Here is a 22,016-nt window from a genome sequence, read left to right as displayed (position 1 = left end):
CCGTTACTCAGCGTTGCACAGCGCCAGGCAGTTATCGAGCATGCGGTTGGAGAAGCCCCATTCGTTGTCGTACCAGGCCAGTACCTTGAGCAGCTTGCCGCTGGACTTGGTGTGGTTGGCGTCGAAGATCGACGACAGCGGGTTGTGATTGAAGTCGCTGGAGACCAGCGGCAGGGTGTTGTAGCCGAGAATCTTCGAGTGCTGGGCGGCTTCTTTGAGCAGTGCATTCACTTCATCGGCCGATGCTTCACGCTTGAGCTGCACGGTCAGGTCCACCAGCGACACGTTGATCACCGGAACACGTACCGCCATGCCGGTCAGTTTACCCGCCAGTTCCGGAAGCACCAGGCCGACCGCTTCAGCGGCGCCGGTCTTGCTCGGGATCATGTTCTGGGTGGCCGAACGGGCGCGGTACGGGTCCGTGTGGTAGACGTCGGTCAGATTCTGGTCGTTGGTGTAGGCGTGGATCGTGGTCATCAGACCGCTTTCGATGCCCAGTTCGCGGTGCAGCACCTGCGCCACCGGGGCCAGGCAGTTGGTGGTGCACGATGCGTTGGAAATGATCTGGTGCGATTGGCGCAGAATGTCGTGGTTGACCCCATAGACAACGGTGGCGTCGGCGCCTTTGGCCGGGGCCGAGATAATCACTTTGCGCGCGCCGGCCGTAATATGCGCGGCGGCTTTGGCACGGTCGGTGAACAGACCGGTGCACTCGAACACCACATCAATTTTTTCCGCGGCCCAAGGCAACTCGGCCGGGTTGCGAATGGCACTGACGGCAATACGGTCACCGTTGACGGTCAGGCTTTCCTGATCGTGCTGGACATCGGCGTCGAACGTGCCGTGAACGGTGTCGTACTTGAGCAGATGAGCGTTCATCGCGCTGTCGCCAAGGTCATTGATGGCAACGATCTGCAGATCCTGGCGATAGCCTTGGGTATACAGTGCGCGCAGGACGTTGCGGCCAATTCGGCCAAAACCATTGATTGCGATTCGAAGAGTCATTTAACAGGGCCGCCGTCGTTTTGTTGTTGGAATTACAAGATTATTCGCATAAAAATAGAAAACAAGCCTTTTTAATGGCAATATTTTGTTCAATCTACAACGAGTGACCTGAATCAACTGGTCCGACCGATCAAGAAAACCGTCTGTCATCCCATCGACACCGGCTCTTGCTCAGCATAGACAATCAGGTCGCCACATCCGTTAGCCTGGAGTTCTACACATGCATCCCCGCGTCCTTGAGGTCACCGAACGGCTTATCGCCCGTAGCCGCGCAACCCGTGAGGCTTACCTTGCGCTTATTCGCGATGCAGCCAGCGACGGTCCGATGCGCGGCAAGCTGCAATGCGCCAACTTCGCCCACGGCGTGGCCGGTTGCGGCACTGAAGACAAGCACAGTCTGCGGATGATGAACTCCGCCAACATTGCGATTGTTTCGTCATATAACGACATGCTCTCGGCGCATCAGCCTTACGAAGTCTTTCCTGAACAGATCAAAAAAGCCCTGCGCGAGATCGGCTCCGTCGGCCAGTTCGCCGGCGGCACCCCGGCCATGTGCGATGGCGTGACCCAAGGTGAGCCGGGCATGGAGCTGAGCCTGCCGAGCCGTGAGGTGATTGCGCTGTCCACCGCCGTGGCGCTGTCCCACAACATGTTCGATGGCGCGCTGATGCTCGGCATCTGCGACAAGATCGTCCCGGGCCTGATGATGGGCGCACTGCGTTTTGGTCATCTGCCGACGATCTTCGTCCCGGGCGGGCCGATGGTCTCGGGCATTTCCAACAAGCAGAAAGCCGACGTGCGTCAGCGTTATGCCGAAGGCAAGGCCAGTCGCGAAGAGCTGCTGGAATCGGAAATGAAGTCCTACCACAGCCCGGGTACCTGCACTTTTTACGGCACCGCCAACACCAACCAGTTGCTGATGGAAGTCATGGGCCTGCACTTGCCGGGCGCCTCGTTCGTCAACCCGAACACCCCGTTGCGCGATGCCCTGACCCGCGAAGCGGCGCATCAGGTGACGCGTCTGACCAAGCAGAACGGTGACTTTATGCCGATCGGCGAAATCGTCGACGAGCGTTCGCTGGTCAACTCCATCGTGGCGCTGCACGCCACCGGCGGATCGACCAACCACACCTTGCACATGCCCGCTATCGCCATGGCGGCCGGCATTCAACTGACCTGGCAGGACATGGCCGACCTCTCCGAAGTCGTGCCGACCCTGAGCCACGTCTACCCGAACGGCAAAGCCGACATCAACCATTTCCAGGCGGCGGGCGGCATGTCATTCCTGATCCGCGAACTGCTGGAAGCCGGGCTGCTGCACGAAAACGTCAACACGGTGCTGGGCCACGGCTTGAGCCGTTACACCATGGAGCCGTTCCTCGAAAACGGCGAACTGGTCTGGCGCGAAGGCCCGATCGAAAGCCTCGACGAAACCATTCTTCGCCCGGTCGCGCGTGCGTTCTCGCCTGAGGGCGGCTTGCGGGTGATGGAAGGCAACCTCGGACGTGGCGTGATGAAAGTCTCCGCCGTTGCCTTGGAAAACCAGATCGTCGAAGCGCCAGCCATGGTGTTCCAGGATCAGCAGGACCTGGCCGACGCGTTCAAGGCCGGTTTGCTGGAGAAGGATTTTGTCGCGGTGATGCGCTTCCAGGGCCCGCGCTCCAATGGCATGCCGGAGCTGCACAAAATGACGCCGTTCCTCGGCGTGCTGCAGGATCGCGGCTTCAAAGTCGCGCTGGTGACCGACGGGCGCATGTCCGGCGCGTCGGGGAAAATCCCGGCGGCGATTCATGTCAGTCCCGAAGCTTATGTCGGCGGCGCTCTTGCGCGGGTGCAAGAGGGCGATATCATCCGCGTCGATGGCGTCAAAGGCACCCTGGAGCTTAAGGTGGACGCCGAAGAATTTGCAGCGCGCACCCCGGCCAAGGGCCTGTTGGGCAACAATATTGGCAGCGGTCGCGAACTGTTTGGTTTCATGCGCATGGCCTTCAGCTCCGCAGAGCAGGGCGCCAGCGCCTTTACTTCTGCCCTGGAGACGCTTAATTGAAACTGGCTTTGGTCGGTGACATCGGTGGGACCAACGCACGTTTCGCGTTGTGGAAAAACCAGCAACTGGAAGCGATCCAGGTGCTGGCAACGGCCGACCACGCCAGCCCGGAAGAGGCGATTGCCCTCTATCTGGGCGGGCTTGGCCTGGCGCCGGGTTCGATCGGCTCGGTATGCCTGTCGGTGGCTGGCCCGGTGAGCGGTGATGAATTCAAGTTCACCAATAATCACTGGCGGCTCAGTCGCAAAGATTTTTGCAAGGCATTGCAGGTCGATCAGTTGTTGCTGGTCAATGATTTTTCGGCGATGGCGCTGGGCATGACCCGTTTGCAGCCGGGTGAGTTTCGGGTGGTCTGCGAAGGCACGCCTGAGCCGCTGCGGCCTGCCGTGGTGATCGGTCCGGGCACGGGGCTGGGTGTCGGCACCTTGCTGGACCTGGGTGAAGGCCGTTTTGCCGCCTTGCCAGGGGAGGGCGGTCACGTCGATCTGCCCTTGAGCAGTCTGCGTGAAACCCAACTATGGCAACACATCTTCAATGAGATCGGGCATGTCAGCGCTGAAACGGCGTTGAGCGGCAGCGGTTTGCCGCGGGTCTACCGGGCGATTTGTGCGGTGGACGGTCATGAGCCGGTGCTCGATACTCCGGAATCGATAACCGCTGCCGGTCTGGCGGGTGACCCGATTGCGCTGGAAGTGCTGGAGCAGTTCTGCTGCTGGCTCGGCCGTGTCGCCGGCAACAACGTGCTGACCACGGGGGCTCGCGGTGGCGTGTATATCGTCGGCGGAGTGATTCCGCGGTTTGCCGATTTCTTCGTTGAAAGCGGCTTTGCCCGGTGCTTCGCCGACAAGGGTTGCATGAGCGATTACTTCAAAGGCATCCCTGTGTGGCTGGTGACGGCGCCGTATTCCGGGTTGATGGGTGCGGGTGTGGCGCTCGATCAGGCCTAAGACCGAGTCGCGCCCTTCGCGGGCAAGCCTCGCTCCTACAGGTTTTATGTCGTTCACGGAATTCGCGAACGGCTCTGACCTTGTAGGAGCGAGGCTTGCCCGCGAAGGCGTCCGTACAGACACCAACGATTTACCCGCGATCAGGCATAATCCGCCCAATTCAAACAACAAGGACGCCGCCCCGTGAGCTCAGTCAACAAGTCGATTTTGTTGGTCGATGATGATCAAGAGATACGCGAGTTGCTGGACACCTACCTGACCCGCGCCGGTTTCCAGGTCCGCACCACGCCCGATGGCGCGGGCTTTCGCCAAGCGATGAACGAAGCGCCGAGCGATCTGGTGATCCTCGACGTGATGCTGCCCGACGAAGACGGTTTCAGCCTTTGTCGCTGGATCCGCCAACACCCGCGTCAGGCGCAGGTGCCGATCATCATGCTCACCGCCAGCTCCGACGAGGCCGACCGCGTCATTGGCCTGGAACTGGGCGCCGACGACTACCTCGGTAAACCGTTCAGCCCCCGTGAATTGCAGGCGCGCATCAAGGCCTTGTTGCGCCGCGCGCAGTTCGGTCAGGAGCGTTCCGGCGGTGAAGTGCTGGCGTTCGACGACTGGCGGCTGGACATGGTCAGCCACCGGCTGTTCCACATCGACGGCGAAGAAGTGATTCTCTCCGGCGCCGATTTTGCGCTGCTGAAACTGTTCCTCGATCATCCGCAGGAAATCCTCGACCGCGACACCATCGGCAACGCCACCCGTGGCCGCGATCTGATGCCGCTGGATCGCATCGTCGACATGGCGGTCAGCCGTTTGCGTCAGCGCCTGCGTGATACCGAAAAACCGCCGCGATTGATCCGTACCGTGCGTGGCAGCGGCTACCAACTGGCCGCCAATGTGGTTGCCAGCAATGGCCACTGAGTGGTTGCGCAAGCTCGCCGCCCGCGTGCCGATGCCGCGTTCGCTGCTCGGGCGCATGTTGCTGCTGACCCTGTTGGCGGTGCTGTTCGCGCAGACCTTGTCGAGCGTGATCTGGGTGTCGCAACTGCGTGCCACCCAACTTGAAGGCCTGGTCACCAGTGCCCGCAGCCTGGCCCATTCGATGACGGCCAGCGTCAGTTATTTTCGTTCGCTGCCGGTGGCGTTTCGTCCCTTGGTGCTCGACCAATTGCGCAGCATGGGCGGCACCCGTTTCGTGGTGACCCTCAACGACAAGCCGCTGGGCATGGAAGTGTTGCCGATCACCCCGCGCAAGGAAGCCGTGCTCAAGGCCGTGGATCAGGTATTGCGCGAGTCCCTCGGCCAAGACACGGATATCTCGGTGACCTTCGTCAGCCCCGAAGACCTGCGGATCTTCAACAGCGGGCTGAAACTCGATGAGTTGCCGCGCTCATGGGCGCATTACGCGCTGACGCTGGAGCCGGTGAACCCGCCGGTGCTGGTCACGCAAATCCAGATGGCGCCGGGCGAGTGGTTGTACATCGCCTCGCTGTTGCCCGAGCCCTACACCAGCCTTGAAGAACAGGGCCTGCCGGCGCAGCAGGTCTGGTTCATCGTGCTCACCAGTGGCTTTTTGCTGTTGTTCATCGGCCTGTTGGTGCACTGGCAGAGTCGTCCGCTCAAACGCCTGGCGCGGGCGGCGCGGGACATGTCCCTCGGTGCCGAAGTCGAACCGGTGGCCGAAGGCGGCGGCAGTGAAGTGGTCGAAGTGGGCCGCGCTTTCAATGCGATGCGCGAGCGCATCAGCCGTTACCTGACCGAGCGCAGCCAGTTGTTCAGCGCAATTTCCCACGATCTGCGCACGCCGATTACCCGGTTAAGGCTGCGGGTCGAATTGCTTGAAGATGAACAGCTGCAAGCCAAGTTCGGCCGCGATCTGGATGAGCTGGAATTGCTGGTCAAGGGCGCGCTGCAATGCGTGAAAGACACCGATATTCACGAAAACATCGAGCCGGTGGATCTGAACCATGTGCTCGATTGTCTGGTGGAACCGTACCTGGCGCCCAACGGTAATGGTCGCGTCACCCAGCAGGGCCGGGCGCTGGCGGCGTACCCGGGCAAACCGCTGGCGCTCAAGCGCTGCATCGGCAACCTGATCGACAACGCATTGAAGTATGGGCAGAACGCGCATTTGCATATCGATGACGACGAGAGCGCCTTCATCCTGCATGTCGATGACGAAGGGCCAGGCGTGCCGGAGCAACGGATGGAGCAGGTGTTCGAACCGCACTTCCGGTTGGCCGGGCAGCAGCAGGGATATGGCTTGGGGTTGGGGATTGCGCGCAACATTGCCCATAGCCATGGCGGTGAAGTCAGCCTGCAAAACCTGCGTGAAGGCGGGTTGCGGGTGACGTTGCAGTTGCCTCGTTCGATCGATTGACGCGGACCCTGTGGCGAGGGAGCTTGCTCCCGCTGGACTGCGCAGCAGTCCTTCTTTTGGGGCCGCTTCGCGCCCCGGCGGGAGCAAGCTCCCTCGCCACAAATAATCATCCACCACAAAATCTGTATGTCACAGTTTGGTGACATAACTCGCCCCCTTCGTTACAAGCCCGCCCCCGCCCGTTGTTTAGACTGCCCTCAGTCAAAACAACAAAAAAAGGCACCCCATGGACACCTTCCAACCTGCATTCAGCAGTTGGCTCAACGCACCTGCCCATCAGCAATGGCTCGCGGCCGAAGGCTTGCGCCTGTTGGCATTTGCCAAGGCTTCAAAGCTTGCCGAAGGCTTCGGCAATCTCGATGAAAAGGGCCGTCTCCCGGCCAACGCCCACGCCGAAACCATGAACACCGCCCGCATGACCCACAGCTTCGCCATGGCGCACATTCAGGGGTTGCCGGGGTTTGCCGAGCTGGTCGATCACGGCATCCAGGCGCTCAGCGGCCCGTTGCGTGATGCCGAACACGGCGGCTGGTTTGCCGCTGCCCATCATCACGATGACAACACCGGCAAGGCCGCTTACCTGCATGCCTTCGTGGCCCTCGCGGCCAGTTCGGCGGTCGTCGCCCAGCGCCCCGGTGCACAGGCGTTGCTCGACGATGCGATCAACATAATCGACACGCATTTCTGGAGCGAGGAGGAGGGCGCAATGCGCGAATCCTTCGAGCGCGACTGGAGCGGTGAAGAAGCCTACCGCGGCGCCAACAGCAACATGCACGCCACCGAAGCCTTTCTCGTCCTGGCCGATGTCACCGACGACCACCGCTGGCTGGTCCGCGCTCAGCGCATCGTCGAGCGCGTCATTCATGGTCACGCCGCTGCCAACGACTACCTGGTGGTCGAGCATTTCGATCGCGACTGGCAGCCGCTGCGCGAGTACAACCACGACAACCCGGCCGACGGTTTCCGCCCTTACGGCACCACCCCGGGCCACGGTTTCGAATGGGCGCGGCTGTTGCTGCACCTCGAAGCGGCACGCGTGCAAGCCGGCATGCTCACGCCGGGTTGGCTGGCCACCGACGCGCAAAAACTCTTCGATCACAACTGCCGTCACGGCTGGGATGTCGACGGGCTGCCCGGGATTGTCTACACCCTCGACTGGGACAATCGCGCGGTGGTTCGCCATCGCTTGCACTGGACCCATTGCGAAGCCAGTGCCGCCGCCAGCGCGTTGCTTAAACGCACTGGGGATACGCAATACGAAACCTGGTACCGGCTGTTCTGGGAATTCTGTGACAGTCATTTCATCGACCGCTGCGATGGCAGTTGGCACCATGAGCTCGACCCGCAAAACCGTCCAAGTGCCGATATCTGGGCCGGTAAACCGGATCTGTATCACGCCTGGCAAGCCGTCCTGATCCCGCGCCTGCCACTGGCGCCGAGCATGGCCACGGCCTTGGGGCAGTTGTCCCAGAGCGCTCCTGTGTAACCATGTGGTGACATTCAAGCGTCCCTTCGTTACCTGCGAGGGGATAACTCCTGTTTAAAATCCTATGCAGCGCAAGCACCAGACTTGCATGCATAACAACAAGAAAGGTAATTCTAGATGAATGCGATTTCTCGCCTCGCTACTGTCATTTCTCTTGCCTCATTGCTCCCTATCTCTGCATTCCCTGTCAGTGCGCTTGCCGCCGATTCCAAAGGTTCGGTAGAAGTCGTTCACTGGTGGACCTCCGGTGGCGAAAAAGCGGCCGTTGATGTCCTCAAGGCCCAAGTCGAAAAAGACGGTTTCACCTGGAAGGACGGCGCCGTTGCCGGTGGTGGCGGTGCGACCGCCATGACCGTGCTGAAGAGCCGCGCCGTTGCAGGCAACCCACCGGGCGTCGCACAGATCAAAGGCCCGGACATCCAGGAATGGGCGTCTACCGGTCTGCTCGACACCGACGTCTTGAAAGACGCGGCCAAAACCGAGAAGTGGGACAGTCTGCTCGACAAGAAAGTCTCCGATACCGTGAAGTACGAAGGTGACTACGTGGCCGTGCCGGTGAACATTCACCGCGTCAACTGGCTGTGGATCAACCCGGAAGTCTTCAAGAAAGCCGGCATCGAAAAAGCGCCAACCACCCTTCAGGAATTCTACGCCGCCGGTGACAAGCTCAAGGCAGCGGGCTTCATTGCGCTTGCTCACGGCGGCCAGCCTTGGCAGGACAGCACCGTGTTCGAAGCGGTGGTCCTGTCGGTCATGGGCGTCGACGGCTACAAGAAAGCCCTGGTCGACCTGGACAACGCAGCACTGACCGGTCCTGAAATGGTCAAGGCGCTGACCGAGCTGAAGAAAGTCGCGACCTACATGGACGCCGACGGCAAAGGCCAGGACTGGAACCTGGAAGCGGCCAAGGTCATCAACGGCAAGGCCGGTATGCAGATCATGGGCGACTGGGCCAAGAGCGAGTGGACAGCCGCCAAGAAAGTCGCCGGCAAGGACTACGAGTGCGTAGCGTTCCCGGGTACCGACAAGGCGTTCACCTACAACATCGACTCCCTGGCCGTGTTCAAGCAGAAAGACAAAGGCACTGCTGCTGCTCAACAGGACATTGCCAAGGTCGTGCTGGGTGAGAACTTCCAGAAAGTCTTCAGCATCAACAAGGGCTCGATCCCGGTTCGAATCGACATGCTGAACGACATGGGCAAGTACGGTTTCGACTCCTGCGCCCAGACCGCTGCCAAGGACTTCCTGGTGGACGCCAAGTCCGGCGGCCTGCAGCCGAGCATGGCGCACAACATGGCGACCACGCTGGCGGTCCAGGGCGCGTTCTTTGATGTGGTGACCAACTTCATCAACGACCCGAAAGCCGATCCGGCGACTGCCGCCAAGCAATTGGGCACGGCCGTCAAAGCTGCCAAGTAATGCTTGGCCCCTGTAGGAGCGAGTCTGCTCGCGTTAGCGGTGTATCAGTTGATACATCCAGAGTCTGACACTCAGCTATCGCAAGCAGTCTCACGCCTGCAAGGGTCAGCATTTCCAACGTAAATTTTCTCTCGTACGGGATCTTCCCATGAGTTCTGTTGCTGTGTTCAGCAAGGCCTCGCCGTTCGATGCACTGCAGCGCTGGCTACCGAAACTGGTGCTGGCGCCGAGCATGTTCATCGTCCTGGTGGGCTTCTATGGCTATATCCTGTGGACGTTCATCCTGTCGTTCACCACATCGACCTTCCTGCCGACTTACAAATGGGCGGGCCTGGCGCAGTACCAGCGGCTGTTCGACAACGACCGTTGGTGGGTAGCGAGCAAAAACCTGGCGGTGTTCGGCGGCATGTTCATCGGCATCACCTTGGTGATCGGTGTGCTGCTGGCGGTGTTTCTTGACCAGCGGATTCGTCGCGAAGGTTTCATTCGCACCATTTACCTGTACCCGATGGCGCTCTCGATGATCGTCACCGGTACCGCCTGGAAGTGGCTGCTCAACCCGGGCATGGGCCTGGACAAATTGCTGCGTGACTGGGGTTGGGAAGGCTTTCGCCTGGACTGGCTGATCGACCCGGATCGCGTCGTGTATTGCCTGGTGATCGCGGCGGTCTGGCAAGCCTCGGGCTTCATCATGGCGATGTTCCTCGCCGGCCTGCGTGGCGTGGATCAATCGATCATCCGTGCTGCCCAGATCGATGGCGCGAGCATGCCGCGCATTTACCTGAAAGTGGTGTTGCCGAGCCTGCGCCCGGTGTTCTTCAGCGCGGTCATGATCCTGGCCCACATCGCGATCAAGAGTTTCGACCTGGTGGCGGCAATGACTGCCGGTGGCCCGGGTTATTCCTCTGACCTGCCTGCGATGTTCATGTATTCCTTCACCTTCAGTCGCGGCCAGATGGGCATGGGCTCGGCCAGTGCGATTCTGATGCTCGGTGCGATTCTCGCAATCATCGTGCCTTACCTGTACTCCGAGCTGAGGACCAAGCGTCATGACTAATTTCGCTGCCAAACCATCCATCAGCCTGAGTCGCATCGCCATCTACAGCGTGCTGATCCTGGCGGTATTCCTTTACCTGATACCGCTGGTGGTCATGCTGTTGACCAGTTTCAAGACGCCGGAAGACATCAACTCCGGCAACCTGCTGAGCTGGCCGACCGTGGTCAGCGGCATTGGCTGGGTCAAGGCCTGGGGCACGGTTGACGGGTACTTCTGGAACTCGATCAAGATCACCGTTCCGGCGGTGCTGATCTCCACCGCCATCGGTGCACTGAACGGCTATGTGCTGTCGATGTGGCGCTTTCGTGGCTCGCAACTGTTCTTCGGTCTGCTGCTGTTCGGTTGCTTCCTGCCGTTCCAGACCGTCCTGCTGCCGGCCTCGTTCACCCTCGGCAAGATGGGCCTGGCCAGCACCACCACCGGCCTGGTGTTTGTGCACGTGGTCTACGGCCTGGCGTTCACCACGCTGTTCTTCCGTAACTACTACGTCAGCGTTCCCGATGCGCTGGTGAAGGCGGCGCGGCTCGATGGCGCGGGTTTCTTCACCATCTTCCGCTTGATCATCCTGCCGATGTCCACCCCGATCATCATGGTCTGCCTGATCTGGCAGTTCACCCAGATCTGGAACGACTTCCTGTTCGGCGTGGTGTTCTCCAGCGGTGATTCGCAACCCATTACGGTGGCGTTGAACAACTTGGTCAACACCAGTACCGGGGCCAAGGAATACAACGTTGATATGGCGGCGGCGATGATCGCCGGGCTGCCGACCCTGCTGGTCTATGTGGTCGCAGGCAAGTATTTCGTGCGCGGGCTGACGGCCGGCGCAGTCAAGGGGTAATCATGGCTACGCTCGAACTTCGCAATGTAAACAAGACCTATGGTCCCGGCCTGCCGGACACCCTCAAGAACATCGAACTGTCGATCAAGGACGGTGAGTTCCTGATCCTGGTCGGACCTTCGGGTTGCGGTAAATCGACCCTGATGAATTGCATCGCCGGCCTGGAAACCATCACCGGCGGCGCGATCATGATCGGTGATCAGGACGTCAGCGGCATGAGCCCGAAAGACCGCGACATCGCCATGGTGTTCCAGTCCTACGCGCTGTACCCGACCATGAGCGTGCGCGAGAACATCGCTTTCGGCTTGAAGATCCGCAAAATGCCTGCCGCCGACATCGAAGCGGAAGTGGCGCGGGTATCCAAGCTGTTGCAGATCGAACACTTGCTCAACCGCAAGCCCGGTCAACTCTCCGGTGGTCAGCAACAGCGCGTGGCGATGGGCCGTGCCCTGGCGCGTCGGCCGAAGATTTATCTGTTCGACGAACCGCTGTCCAACCTCGACGCCAAGCTGCGCGTCGAGATGCGCACTGAAATGAAACTGATGCACCAGCGCCTGAAAACCACCACGGTCTACGTGACCCACGACCAGATCGAAGCGATGACCCTGGGCGACAAGGTTGCGGTGATGAAGGACGGGATCATTCAGCAGTTCGGTACGCCAAAGGACATCTACAACAACCCGGCCAACCTGTTCGTGGCGAGCTTCATCGGCTCGCCGCCGATGAACTTCATTCCGCTGCGTTTGCAGCGCAAGGACGGTCGTCTGGTGGCGCTGCTCGACAGCGGCCAGGCGCGTTGCGAATTGCCGATGGGCATGCAGGACGCCGGTCTGGAAGACCGTGAAGTGATCCTCGGCCTGCGCCCGGAGCAGATCGTTCTGGCGGGCAGCGAGCCGAACGGTTTGCCGACCATTCGCGCCGAAGTCCAGGTCACCGAACCGACCGGTCCCGACACCCTGGTGTTCGTCAATCTCAACGACACCAAAGTCTGCTGCCGCCTGGCGCCGGACGTCGCGCCGAACGTGGGCGAGACCCTGACCCTGCAATTCGATCCATCGAAAGTGCTGTTGTTCGATGCCAAGACCGGGGAGCGCCTGGGGGTGGCCGGTCAACCAAAAGCCGAGAGCCACGGCGCCAACGTCGCCCAATTCAAAGGCCGCTGAAGATTAAAACTGTAGGAACCAGGCTTGCGGACGAAGGCGATTTCAGGGTCGCCTTCGCCGGCAAAACTGGCTCCTGCAGGGGGATATGCGGTGAGCGGCCTGTCGCTCTCCGCACCTGATGTAACCGCGTTAAATAAAAACAGTTAATAACAATAAAACGAGGATGTAGGGATGAAGAAGAACAACAACGCTCAGCTTATCTGCCAGTTGTCCGCGGTTGCGGCCATGATGCTGGCCGGTAGTGTGCACGCGGCTGACGCGTTCAGCGCCGATTCCGAATGGATGACCGGCGATTGGGGTGGCGAGCGGACCAAGCTGATCGAGCGGGGCATCGACATCAAGATGGACTACGTCGGTGAAGTCGGTGGCAACCTTCACGGTGGCTACAACAACGACAAGACCGCGCGTTACGCCGACCAGTTTGGCCTGGGCGTGGCGCTGGACCTGCAAAAACTGTGGGGCTGGGATAACACCCAGGCCAAGGTCCAGCTCACCAACCGTAACGGTGAGAACATCTCCAATGACCGTGTCGGCGATCCGCGTGCCGGCACCTTGAGTTCCTCCCAGGAAGTCTACGGCCGTGGCCACATGGTTCGCCTGACCCAACTGTGGATCAAGCACCAGTTCCTCGATGGCAAACTGGACGTCAAGGCCGGTTACTTCGGCGAAGGCGAAGACTTCAACACCTTCCCGTGCGAGTTCCAGAACCTGGCGTTCTGCGGTTCCCAAGCGGGTAACTGGGCGACCAACATCTGGTACAACTGGCCGGTCATGCAGGCTGCGGTTCGCGTGAAGTACAACATCTCGCCTGAGTGGTATGCGCAGATCGGCGCGTACAACCAGAACCCGTCGCAACTGGAGCACGGTAACGGCTTCAAACTCAGCGGCAGTGGTACCAAGGGCACCGTGTTGCCGGTCGAACTGGTCTGGTTGCCTAACCCTGGCAACCTGCCGGGCGAATACCGTGTCGGTTACTACAAAAGCACGGCCAAGGCCGATGACGTTCGTGAAGACGACAACGGTAATGACGCCGCAACCAGCGGTAACGCCTATCGCAGCCACAGCAGCAAGTCCGGCTACTGGTTCGTGGCGCAGCAACAACTCACCACCCACAACGGTGACGCTTCCCGCGGTCTGAACATTGCTGCCAACGCTACCTTCCACGACAAGGACACCAACTTCGTCGATAACTACCAGTCGCTGATGCTGGTGTACAAAGGCCCGTTCGATGCACGGCCGAAGGATGACTTCGGTATCGGTGCCGCCCGTATCCATGTCAACGATGACGTTAAGAAAAACTCAGAGTTGGTCAACGCCTCCAACAATGTCACTGACTATCAGGACCCGCTGTTCGCGCCGCTGCGTAACACTGAGTACAACTACGAGATCAACTACGGTTTCCACGTCACCAACTGGCTGACCGTGCGTCCTAACCTGCAATACATCACTCACCCGGGCGGTGTGGATGAAGTCGACAACGCGCTGGTGGCCGGCCTGAAAATTCAGTCGGTGTTCTAACGCTGTTGCGATAAGCTCCTCTCTATGTGCGCATTTTTGCGGACAGCCTTGGCTGTCCGCTTTTTTTTGGGGCGGCGCACCCCGGATGATTTTCAGGACCGTGGCACATGCATGAGCATCCGCTACAACGCTTCTTCAAATCCTTGCGCGAACGTCCGGTGTTTGCGTGGGAGCGCTATCAGAAGCGCGATGTGCTGGTGATCGATCACCCGCTGTGTCAGGCGGTGTTCAGCCGGCAGGGCGCGCAGTTGCTGCACTTCCAGCCAAAGGGCCAGAAGCCCTGGCTCTGGTGCGCGGCGAAGTGGCCACAAGTCGGCGCGATTCGTGGCGGTGTGCCGGTATGCTGGCCGTGGTATGGCCGTCATCCAAGCGAAAACGCCTGGCCTTCTCATGGCTGGGCACGGTTGATCGACTGGAAACTGCTCGACAGCAGCCATGACGACGATGGCGTGCGCCTGCATTGGCAACTTCAGCTGTGTGACTGGCAAGTGGACCTGCACGCACACTTGGGCGAACGCATGGATCTGCGCCTGAGCACCGAGCATCAGGACAGCCTGCCGTGCCAATTGAGCCAGGCGTTGCATGCCTATTGGCGTATTGGTGATGTCGGTGAGATAGCGCTGTCCGGACTCGATGGCGCCCACGGTTACGACCAGTTGAACCGCCAGGTTTGCCAGCAGGAAGGCGAGTTGAGAGTCGACGGTGGGTGTCAGCGGGTGTTCCAGCATGACGGTGAATTGCAGCTCAAGGACCACGCCTGGCAGCGCGAGTTGTGCATCGACACCGGTGACCATGCGGACACGGTGGTCTGGCATCCGGGGGCGCGACCGTTGCTGGGGGTGAGCTGGAACGAGATTTCAGAATTTGTGTGTGTCGAGGCGGCGAGTGGCGGGACCGACAGTTTGAGCCTGGCGCCGGGGCAGAAAGCGCATTTGAGTTTGCAGGCGCGGGTGGGGGTTTAGTTCCAGAATCTTTGCGCCTGGGCTGGCCCTTTCGCGAGCAGGCTCGCTTCCACAGTGGACCTGCTTTGAATACAAATACAGTGTCCACCGAAGATCTAATGTGAGAGCGAGCCTGCTCGCGATGAGGCCAGGACAGGCAATGAAGATATTGACCTAGTTAAACTCATCCCCAACCGGATACCGACTGGCATTCAGGCTCTCTTTGATCTTGCGCAAATGCGGCTGGAAGTCCACGCCACGGCGCAAGGTCATGCCGGTGGCCAGCACATCCAGCACGGTCAGCTGGATGATCCGCGACGTCATCGGCATATAGATGTCGGTGTCTTCCGGCAACGGAATGTTCAGGCTCAAGGTGCTGGCCTTGGCCAAAGGCGACCCCTCGGCCGTCAGCCCCAGCACTGAAGCGCCGTTCTCCCGGGCGATACGCGCCACTTCCACCAGTTCGCGGGTGCGGCCGGTGTAGGAAATGATCACGAACAACTCGCCGGTATGCGCCACTGACGCAATCATGCGCTGCATCAGCACGTCGGCATGGGCGGTGACCGCCAGGTTGAAGCGGAAGAACTTGTGCTGCGCGTCCAGCGCCACCGGGGCCGAGGCGCCAAGGCCGAAGAAGTGGATCTGCCGGGCCTGGATCAACAGGTCGACGGCGCGGCTGATCAGGTTCGGGTCCAGTGCCTGCAAGGCGCTGTCCAGCGACGCAATGGCGCTGCCGAAAATCTTCTTGGTGTACGCCTCGGGATTGTCATCGGCCTCGACTGCACGGCTGACATACGCCGCGCCGCTGGCCAGGCTTTGGGCCAGTTGAAGCTTGAGCTCCGGGTAGCCACTGACGCCGAACGAACGGCAGAAACGGTTGACCGTCGGCTCGCTGACCTTCGAGGCCTGGGCGAGCGCGGCAATGCTGAACCGGGTGGCCAGCTCAGGGTTGAGCAGGATCACTTCGGCGACTTTGCGTTCCGCCTTGTTCAGGTCTTCAAGGCGATTCTGGATCTGTTCCAGTAAATTTCGCACGCGGTCCATATATGTTCCTTAGCTCCGCAAACAAGAGAGCAATGCAAATAAGGGCCCCGGCTATGCAAATTGGGACTTTGATCGGGCCCGTCACGGTGGCCTATCCTACTGATGGCTCCGACCGACCACCACTCGGAATCTGTATTTTGCGAAAATGTTGTGGTTATTACTACATTTTCCCTTGAGTGATGCCTTGAAAAAAGGTATTTGTAGCTTAACTTGATAAAAGAACAAACATCATGCCTTCGATTACGGTTGAACCGTGCACCTTTGCCTTGTTCGGCGCCCTCGGTGACTTGGCCCTGCGCAAACTGTTTCCTGCCCTTTATCAACTCGATGGCGCAGGCCTGCTGCACGAGGAAACGCGGATTATCGCGCTGGCCCGTGAGCCAGGCAGCGAACAGGAACACCTGGCGTTCATCGCCTCCGAACTGCGCCGTTATGTAGGTGCCAAAGAGCTGGACGAAGCTGTGGTCGAACGCTTCCTGGCCCGTTTGAGCTACCTGCATGTCGACTTCCTCAAGGCCGACGATTACGTCGCCCTGGCCGAAATGGCCGGCAGCGCCCAGCGTGTGATTGCCTACTTCGCCACGCCGGCCGCCGTTTACGGTGCGATCTGCGAGAACCTGTCGAAGGTCGGCCTGACTGAAAACACCCGCGTGGTGCTGGAAAAGCCCATCGGTTCGGACCTGGAATCCTCGCGCAAGGTCAACGACGCCGTGGCGCAGTTCTTCCCGGAGAACCGCACCTACCGCATCGATCACTACCTGGGCAAAGAGACCGTCCAGAACCTGATCGCCCTGCGTTTCGCCAACAGCCTGTTCGAAACCCAGTGGAACCAGAATTATATCTCCCACGTGGAAATCACCGTGGCCGAGAAGGTCGGCATCGAAGGCCGCTGGGGTTACTTCGACAAGGCTGGTCAGCTGCGGGACATGATTCAGAATCACCTGCTGCAACTGCTCTGCCTGATCGCCATGGACCCGCCGGCCGACCTGTCCGCCGACAGCATCCGTGACGAGAAAGTCAAAGTGCTCAAGGCCCTGGCGCCTATCAGCCCGGAAGGCCTGACTACACAAGTGGTGCGCGGCCAGTACATCGCCGGGTACAGCGAAGGCAAACCGGTTCCGGGGTATCTGGAAGAACCGAATTCGAACACCCAGAGCGACACCGAAACCTTCGTCGCCCTGCGTGCGGACATCCGCAACTGGCGCTGGGCCGGCGTGCCGTTTTACCTGCGCACCGGCAAGCGCATGCCGCAGAAGCTGTCGCAGATCGTCATCCACTTCAAGGAACCGTCGCACTACATCTTCGCCCCCGAGCAGCGCCTGCAAATCAGCAACAAGCTGATTATCCGCCTGCAACCGGATGAAGGCATTTCCTTGCGTGTGATGACCAAAGAACAAGGCCTGGACAAGGGTATGCAGTTGCGCAGCGGTCCGTTGCAGCTGAATTTTTCCGACACTTATCGCAGCGCACGGATTCCCGATGCCTACGAGCGGTTGTTGCTGGAAGTGATGCGCGGCAATCAGAACCTGTTTGTCCGTAAAGATGAAATCGAAGCCGCGTGGAAGTGGTGTGACCAGTTGATCGCCGGGTGGAAAAAATCCGGTGATGCGCCCAAGCCGTATGCGGCCGGGTCCTGGGGACCGATGAGCTCCATTGCTCTGATCACGCGGGATGGGAGGTCGTGGTATGGCGATATCTGAATTGAAACTGCCTCAGGGCGTCAGCGCCCATGAGTTCAAAAGCCCGGTGTTGCTGGCCGATGGTCTGGCGCTGATTGTGGCCAAGCAACTGAGTGATGCCATCGACGCTCGCGGCAGCGCGACGCTGGTGGTGTCCGGTGGCCGCAGCCCGGTGGCGTTCTTCCAGAACCTGGCGAAGCAGAAACTCGACTGGTCCAAGGTGGTCGTCACCCTGGCCGACGAGCGTTGGGTGCCGGTCGAGCATGCCGACAGCAATGCCGGTCTGCTCAAGCGTTACCTGTTGCAAGGCCCGGCAGCCAAGGCTCAGTTTCTGAGCCTCTACAGCGCCACCGCGAACCTTGAACTGGCGGCCGAGCAGGCCGACCGTTTGCTCGCCGAATTGCCGCCGATCGATGTGTTGATCCTCGGCATGGGCGATGACGGTCACACCGCTTCGTTGTTCCCCAACAGCCCGAACCTGATCGATGCCTTGAAAGTCGACGGCACCCGTCGGTGCTATCCGATGCTGGCGCCGACCGTGCCGCATCAGCGACTGACCATGAGCCGCGCGCTGCTGGCCTCGGCCAAGACCACCGTTCTATCGATTTCCGGTCAGTCCAAACTGACCACTTTGAGTGCCGCATTGGCCGGTGACGATGTCGCCGCCATGCCGATTCGCGCGTTTCTGCAACCTACGTTAGAGATTTACTGGTGCCCATGAGCCAAGGATCAGCCGCTATGACAATCACATCCCCGACCGTTTCCATGGCGGACAAAATTGCCCTGATCGACAGCCTCTGCGCCAAGGCGCGGATCCTGCCGGTGATCACCATCGCCCGCGAACAGGACGTCCTGCCGCTGGCCGATGCCCTGGCCGCCGGTGGCCTGACTGCCCTGGAAGTGACCCTGCGTTCGCAGTTCGGCCTCAAGGCCATCCAGATTCTGCGTGAGCAGCGTCCGGAGCTGGTGACCGGTGCGGGTACTGTGCTGGATCGCACGATGCTCGCCGCTGCCGAAGCGGCCGGCTCGCAGTTCATCGTCACCCCGGGTATCACCCGTGACCTGCTCGAAGCCAGCGTCGATAGCCCGATCCCGCTGTTGCCAGGCATCAGCAACGCTTCCGGCATCATGGAAGGCTATGGTCTGGGTTATCGCCGCTTCAAGCTGTTCCCGGCGGAAGTCAGCGGTGGCGTTGCCGCCATCAAGGCCCTTGGCGGCCCGTTCGGTGAAGTGAAATTCTGCCCGACCGGCGGCGTCAGCCCGGCCAACATCAAGAGCTACATGGCGTTGAAAAACGTGATGTGCGTGGGCGGTAGCTGGATGCTGGATCCCGAGTGGATCAAGAACGGCGACTGGGCCCGCATTCAGGAATGCACCGCCGAGGCCTTGGCGCTGCTGGACTGATCGGCTTTTACCAAACACTTCGTTGTGTGTTCTACGGCTTTACGGTGCGCTTGGTCGGTGCACCGTTTTTTTTTGCCTGATGAAATACCGCTCCTGCAAGGGAAATGATGCGATACATAGTTACCGCCTCTCGCCGCCCATCCAGCGTTAACCTGCGTTCATCTTATGGAAGAGAGAACGTCATGGACGACACCACCTCCGCAACACCCGCACCCTCCGTTTACCTGCTGTCTCCCGAGCAAATTGCCGGCCCGTATTTCCGCAATCCGAAACTGATCAGGCGCAACATCAGCGAGAGCGCCGATGGCATTCCCCTGGTGCTGCGACTGTCGATTGTCGATGCCATGACGGGGGAGCCGGTGACCGGAGCCCTGGTCGATATCTGGCATTGCAATGCGCGCGGTGCGTATTCGGGCTGGAGCAAGGTCAATCCGGACCAGGAAGTCGATGTCGGGGACATCGGCTCCATCCCGCGCACCGACGACGACACCTATCTGCGTGGCGGACAATTCACCGACAAAAAGGGCATTGTGCGGTTTACCACCATCTACCCGGGGTTCTATGCCGGCCGCACTTTGCACATTCATGTCGCCGTGCGCATCACGTCCGGCAACAATTACCTCGACGAACGACACGTCGCCTGGGTCGGTCAGCTCTACTTCCCCGAACCCGCTTCACGTTCGGTGCTAAACGCCCGGGACTACAGCGGCCGATCGGTCTCGCCGTTGAGCAACAATGAAGACACTTATTACCGCGAGCAGGCTGGCGAGGCTTCGACATTGACGGTCCACACCCTCGGTCGAGACTCGAACGAGGATGGCTTTTTCGGGCATACGACCATCGGTATCGACACGTTCGCCGCTTCGACGCAAATCAAGCCGGAGGACTTCGACAAATACACGGTCTGACGTCAGCGCAACTCGCTCAGCGCCCTGGCCAGCAGATCCATGTCGGCAGCGGTGGTGGTGAGCCCTGGTGTAATGCGAATGCAGGGCCCGCTCGCCGCGCCACTGCGGACCACGGTGAACAGGTTGTAATCGCTGAGCAGCCGCTCGACCATCGCCTGTTGATCGGTATGCTGGGTAAAGCGCATCGAGGTAATGCCGCAATACAGTCGCGGGTCATCGGGTGTCATGATCTCGATCCCCGGTAACTCGCGAACTGCTTTGACCCAACGGTTGCGCAGGTAATTGAGCCGTGTGCTCTTGGCAGCGGCCCCGCCCATGGCGAGATGCTCCTCGAACACCAGCGGCAGCGTCAGCAGGGCCGGGATGTTCGGTGTGCTGTAGGGCGTGCGGGCGCGGATATCGGTGACCGGGAAGTGCATCTCGCCCATGTCCGGGTCGATGTCGGCCAAACGCTCGGGGTCTATATAGATAAAGCCCAGCGTCAGGGGCGCGCCAATCCACTTGTGCAGGTTGAAGCCGGCGAAAGAAACGCCCAGTTCATCCAGATTGAACTCGATCTGGCCGAGGGCGTGCGCGCCGTCAAGGATCACGTCGATGCCGTATTCTTTCGCGGCAGCAGCAATGGCCTGCACGGGCATGACCAATCCGGTGCGATGGGTGACATGGGTCAGGGCCATCAATTTGAGCTTTGGATAACGCGCGAAAGCGTCGCGATAAGTCGCCAGCAAGCTGTCAAACGTTGCGGGGTGCGCGTGGTCGATTTCGATCACTTCCACGCCGCGATGCCGTGCCAGCCAACGCATCGCGCCTTTGACCGTGTCGTACTCCAGATCGCAAATCAGCACCTGATCGCCCGGCTGAAGGCGATTGTAATTGCGGATCAACGATTGCAGGCCGTCCGACGCGTTACGGGTGAGGGCCACGGTGTCGACTGGAACGTCGATCAGGCGGGCGAGCTGCGCCCGGATCTCGAGACTTTCGATCTGTTCGAAACGCTGGCGTACATGCACCGAGTTGCTGCGGTTGATCAGCTCGATATTGCGCTCGTACTCCTCGACCACGGTGCGCGACATCCGTCCGAAGTAACCGTTTTCAAGGTTGATGGGCCCGGGTTCGACCGAGTAGCGGTCGGCAAAGGTTTTCCAGAAATGTTCATCACGGGCGCGACGGGTGTTATCGGGCATGAGCTACTCGGCTTTTTTGATGACGATGTCAGTGGCGCGGGGCAGGTTTGCCGTGTTTGGCGCGCAGCGGTTCGAGCAGGTCCGACAGACCGTTGTGGTCGATCTCCTGCATCAGGGCCAGCAATCCGCCCAGCTCACCGTGCGGGAATCCTTCACGGGCGAACCAGTTCAGGTATTGGCCGGGCAGGTCTGCAATGATGCGACCCTTGTATTTGCCGAAGGGCATTTCACGGGTGATCAACAGTTCGAGCTTTTCAGGGTTCATCTATCGGTCGTCTTGATTCATCAGGCTGGAAAATACAGGCATTCTGCATGCAGGCCAATTGACAGTTCATGCAAAAAAAGCGGATACAGATTTGGTCGCTATAACTAACTTGTTGAAATATAACGCATAAATTCTCGGTTCGAAGCTGGCATGCAGGGTGCAATAGCTATTGCATCTTTCATCAACCCGCAAGGAATTGAAAAATGACCGACATGAATAAAGAAGCGATCTCTGTACTCAACGACCTGATTGAAACCAGCAAAGACGGTCAGGAAGGGTTCAAGACTTGCGCTGAAGACATCAAACACCCTGAACTCAAAACCCTGTTCGTGCAACGCTCCGCCGACTGCGCCACCGCCGCTGCCGAACTTCAGAGTGCCGTGCGTTCGATGGGTGGTGATCCGGAAACGTCCACCAGCGTCAGCGGTGATCTGCACCGTCGTTGGGTCGACGTCAAAGCGATGTTCACCGGCAAGGATGAAGAAGCCGTGCTGAACGAAGCCGAACGCGGTGAAGACCATGCACTGAAGGCTTACAAAGAAGCCCTCGAAAAAATCAACAAGCACAATCTGGTGGGCATTCGTGACCTGGTTGAACGTCAGTACCACGGCGTGCAACGCAATCACGACCAGGTAAAAGCCCTGCGCAACCAGGCTCGCGCACGCTCTTAAGCGTTCGTAGCCTGTCAAAAACGCCAGCCAGTCTGGCGTTTTTTTGTGTCTGGGATTTAACGCTGG

General features: G+C 59.8%; 20 protein-coding genes. 16 read left to right on the top strand and 4 right to left on the bottom strand.

Translation table 11 applies throughout. The annotated features are described in order from the left end of the window. Positions 1–3 precede the first annotated feature (3 nt). Positions 4–1,005 (bottom strand): type I glyceraldehyde-3-phosphate dehydrogenase, encoded by a 1,002-nt coding sequence (gap, locus tag HP062_RS13250; RefSeq protein ID WP_077748694.1) that lies wholly within the window; start codon positions 1,003–1,005, stop codon positions 4–6. Between the two features lie 220 nt (positions 1,006–1,225). Here gap and edd point away from each other — a divergent pair, with 220 nt between their 5' ends. From edd to HP062_RS13195, 11 genes are all read left to right on the top strand, one after another. Next, complete coding sequence (edd, locus tag HP062_RS13245) at positions 1,226–3,052, top strand: phosphogluconate dehydratase (RefSeq protein WP_010457401.1); 1,827 nt, start codon at positions 1,226–1,228, stop codon at positions 3,050–3,052. Continuing rightward, the gene (locus tag HP062_RS13240; RefSeq protein ID WP_010457399.1) at positions 3,049–3,999 is read left to right on the top strand and encodes a glucokinase; all 951 of its coding nucleotides are present in this window, start codon (positions 3,049–3,051) and stop codon (positions 3,997–3,999) included. Before edd ends, HP062_RS13240 begins: the two co-directional genes overlap by 4 nt. A 183-nt stretch (positions 4,000–4,182) precedes the next feature. Continuing rightward, a complete protein-coding gene (locus HP062_RS13235; protein WP_010457397.1) occupies positions 4,183–4,914 on the top strand; it encodes a response regulator in 732 nt (243 codons plus the stop codon). Further along, positions 4,904–6,373: an ATP-binding protein gene (locus tag HP062_RS13230; protein ID WP_172791516.1), complete on the top strand. Its 1,470-nt coding sequence runs from the start codon at positions 4,904–4,906 to the stop codon at positions 6,371–6,373. The genes HP062_RS13235 and HP062_RS13230 overlap by 11 nt, the downstream gene beginning before the upstream one ends. A gap of 226 nt (positions 6,374–6,599) precedes the next feature. Next, complete coding sequence (locus HP062_RS13225; RefSeq protein WP_172791515.1) at positions 6,600–7,859, top strand: AGE family epimerase/isomerase; 1,260 nt, start codon at positions 6,600–6,602, stop codon at positions 7,857–7,859. A 117-nt stretch (positions 7,860–7,976) separates the two neighbouring features. After that, positions 7,977–9,278: an ABC transporter substrate-binding protein gene (locus HP062_RS13220; protein WP_010457391.1), complete on the top strand. Its 1,302-nt coding sequence runs from the start codon at positions 7,977–7,979 to the stop codon at positions 9,276–9,278. A 148-nt stretch (positions 9,279–9,426) separates the two neighbouring features. Continuing rightward, positions 9,427–10,335, top strand: a complete 909-nt coding sequence (locus HP062_RS13215) for a carbohydrate ABC transporter permease (RefSeq protein WP_010457390.1) — start codon at positions 9,427–9,429, stop codon at positions 10,333–10,335. Further along, positions 10,328–11,173, top strand: coding sequence for a carbohydrate ABC transporter permease (locus tag HP062_RS13210; RefSeq protein WP_010457388.1), 846 nt, complete (start codon positions 10,328–10,330; stop codon positions 11,171–11,173). Before HP062_RS13215 ends, HP062_RS13210 begins: the two co-directional genes overlap by 8 nt. 2 nt (positions 11,174–11,175) lie before the next feature. After that, positions 11,176–12,336 (top strand): ABC transporter ATP-binding protein, encoded by a 1,161-nt coding sequence (locus HP062_RS13205; RefSeq protein ID WP_010457386.1) that lies wholly within the window; start codon positions 11,176–11,178, stop codon positions 12,334–12,336. Between the two features lie 171 nt (positions 12,337–12,507). Continuing rightward, positions 12,508–13,854: a carbohydrate porin gene (locus HP062_RS13200; RefSeq protein ID WP_010457384.1), complete on the top strand. Its 1,347-nt coding sequence runs from the start codon at positions 12,508–12,510 to the stop codon at positions 13,852–13,854. Positions 13,855–13,961: 107 nt separating this feature from the next. Next, positions 13,962–14,816: a D-hexose-6-phosphate mutarotase gene (locus HP062_RS13195; protein WP_010457382.1), complete on the top strand. Its 855-nt coding sequence runs from the start codon at positions 13,962–13,964 to the stop codon at positions 14,814–14,816. A gap of 153 nt (positions 14,817–14,969) precedes the next feature. Here HP062_RS13195 and HP062_RS13190 read toward each other — a convergent pair whose 3' ends face one another. Then, on the bottom strand, positions 14,970–15,830 hold the full coding sequence (locus tag HP062_RS13190) for a MurR/RpiR family transcriptional regulator (RefSeq protein WP_169858048.1): 861 nt from the start codon (positions 15,828–15,830) through the stop codon (positions 14,970–14,972). A gap of 239 nt (positions 15,831–16,069) precedes the next feature. Between HP062_RS13190 and zwf the strand changes: the two genes are divergently transcribed. From zwf to HP062_RS13170, 4 genes are all read left to right on the top strand, one after another. Continuing rightward, positions 16,070–17,539, top strand: a complete 1,470-nt coding sequence (zwf, locus tag HP062_RS13185) for a glucose-6-phosphate dehydrogenase (protein WP_010457378.1) — start codon at positions 16,070–16,072, stop codon at positions 17,537–17,539. Next, on the top strand, positions 17,526–18,239 hold the full coding sequence (pgl, locus tag HP062_RS13180) for a 6-phosphogluconolactonase (protein WP_169858027.1): 714 nt from the start codon (positions 17,526–17,528) through the stop codon (positions 18,237–18,239). The genes zwf and pgl overlap by 14 nt, the downstream gene beginning before the upstream one ends. Before the next feature lie 17 nt (positions 18,240–18,256). Continuing rightward, positions 18,257–18,922, top strand: a complete 666-nt coding sequence (locus HP062_RS13175) for a bifunctional 4-hydroxy-2-oxoglutarate aldolase/2-dehydro-3-deoxy-phosphogluconate aldolase (protein ID WP_010457374.1) — start codon at positions 18,257–18,259, stop codon at positions 18,920–18,922. Between the two features lie 182 nt (positions 18,923–19,104). After that, positions 19,105–19,830 (top strand): intradiol ring-cleavage dioxygenase, encoded by a 726-nt coding sequence (locus tag HP062_RS13170; RefSeq protein WP_077748689.1) that lies wholly within the window; start codon positions 19,105–19,107, stop codon positions 19,828–19,830. 2 nt (positions 19,831–19,832) lie between these two features. On the opposite strand, the gene HP062_RS13165 is transcribed toward HP062_RS13170, so the two are convergent. Then, a complete protein-coding gene (locus HP062_RS13165; RefSeq protein ID WP_172791514.1) occupies positions 19,833–21,014 on the bottom strand; it encodes an aminotransferase class V-fold PLP-dependent enzyme in 1,182 nt (393 codons plus the stop codon). 28 nt (positions 21,015–21,042) lie between these two features. Further along, positions 21,043–21,279 carry a DUF3820 family protein gene (locus HP062_RS13160; protein WP_010457368.1) on the bottom strand — a complete coding sequence of 79 codons (237 nt, stop codon included), beginning with the start codon at positions 21,277–21,279 and terminating at the stop codon, positions 21,043–21,045. 203 nt (positions 21,280–21,482) lie between these two features. Here HP062_RS13160 and HP062_RS13155 point away from each other — a divergent pair, with 203 nt between their 5' ends. After that, positions 21,483–21,950, top strand: coding sequence for a PA2169 family four-helix-bundle protein (locus tag HP062_RS13155; RefSeq protein ID WP_010457366.1), 468 nt, complete (start codon positions 21,483–21,485; stop codon positions 21,948–21,950). Positions 21,951–22,016 lie beyond the last annotated feature (66 nt).

The organism is Pseudomonas sp. B14-6 (assembly GCF_013260315.1).
GTDB lineage: Bacteria > Pseudomonadota > Gammaproteobacteria > Pseudomonadales > Pseudomonadaceae > Aquipseudomonas > Aquipseudomonas mandelii.
The sequence above is the reverse complement of the archived record's forward strand: the minus strand, read 5'-3'. Positions and strand labels throughout refer to the sequence as shown.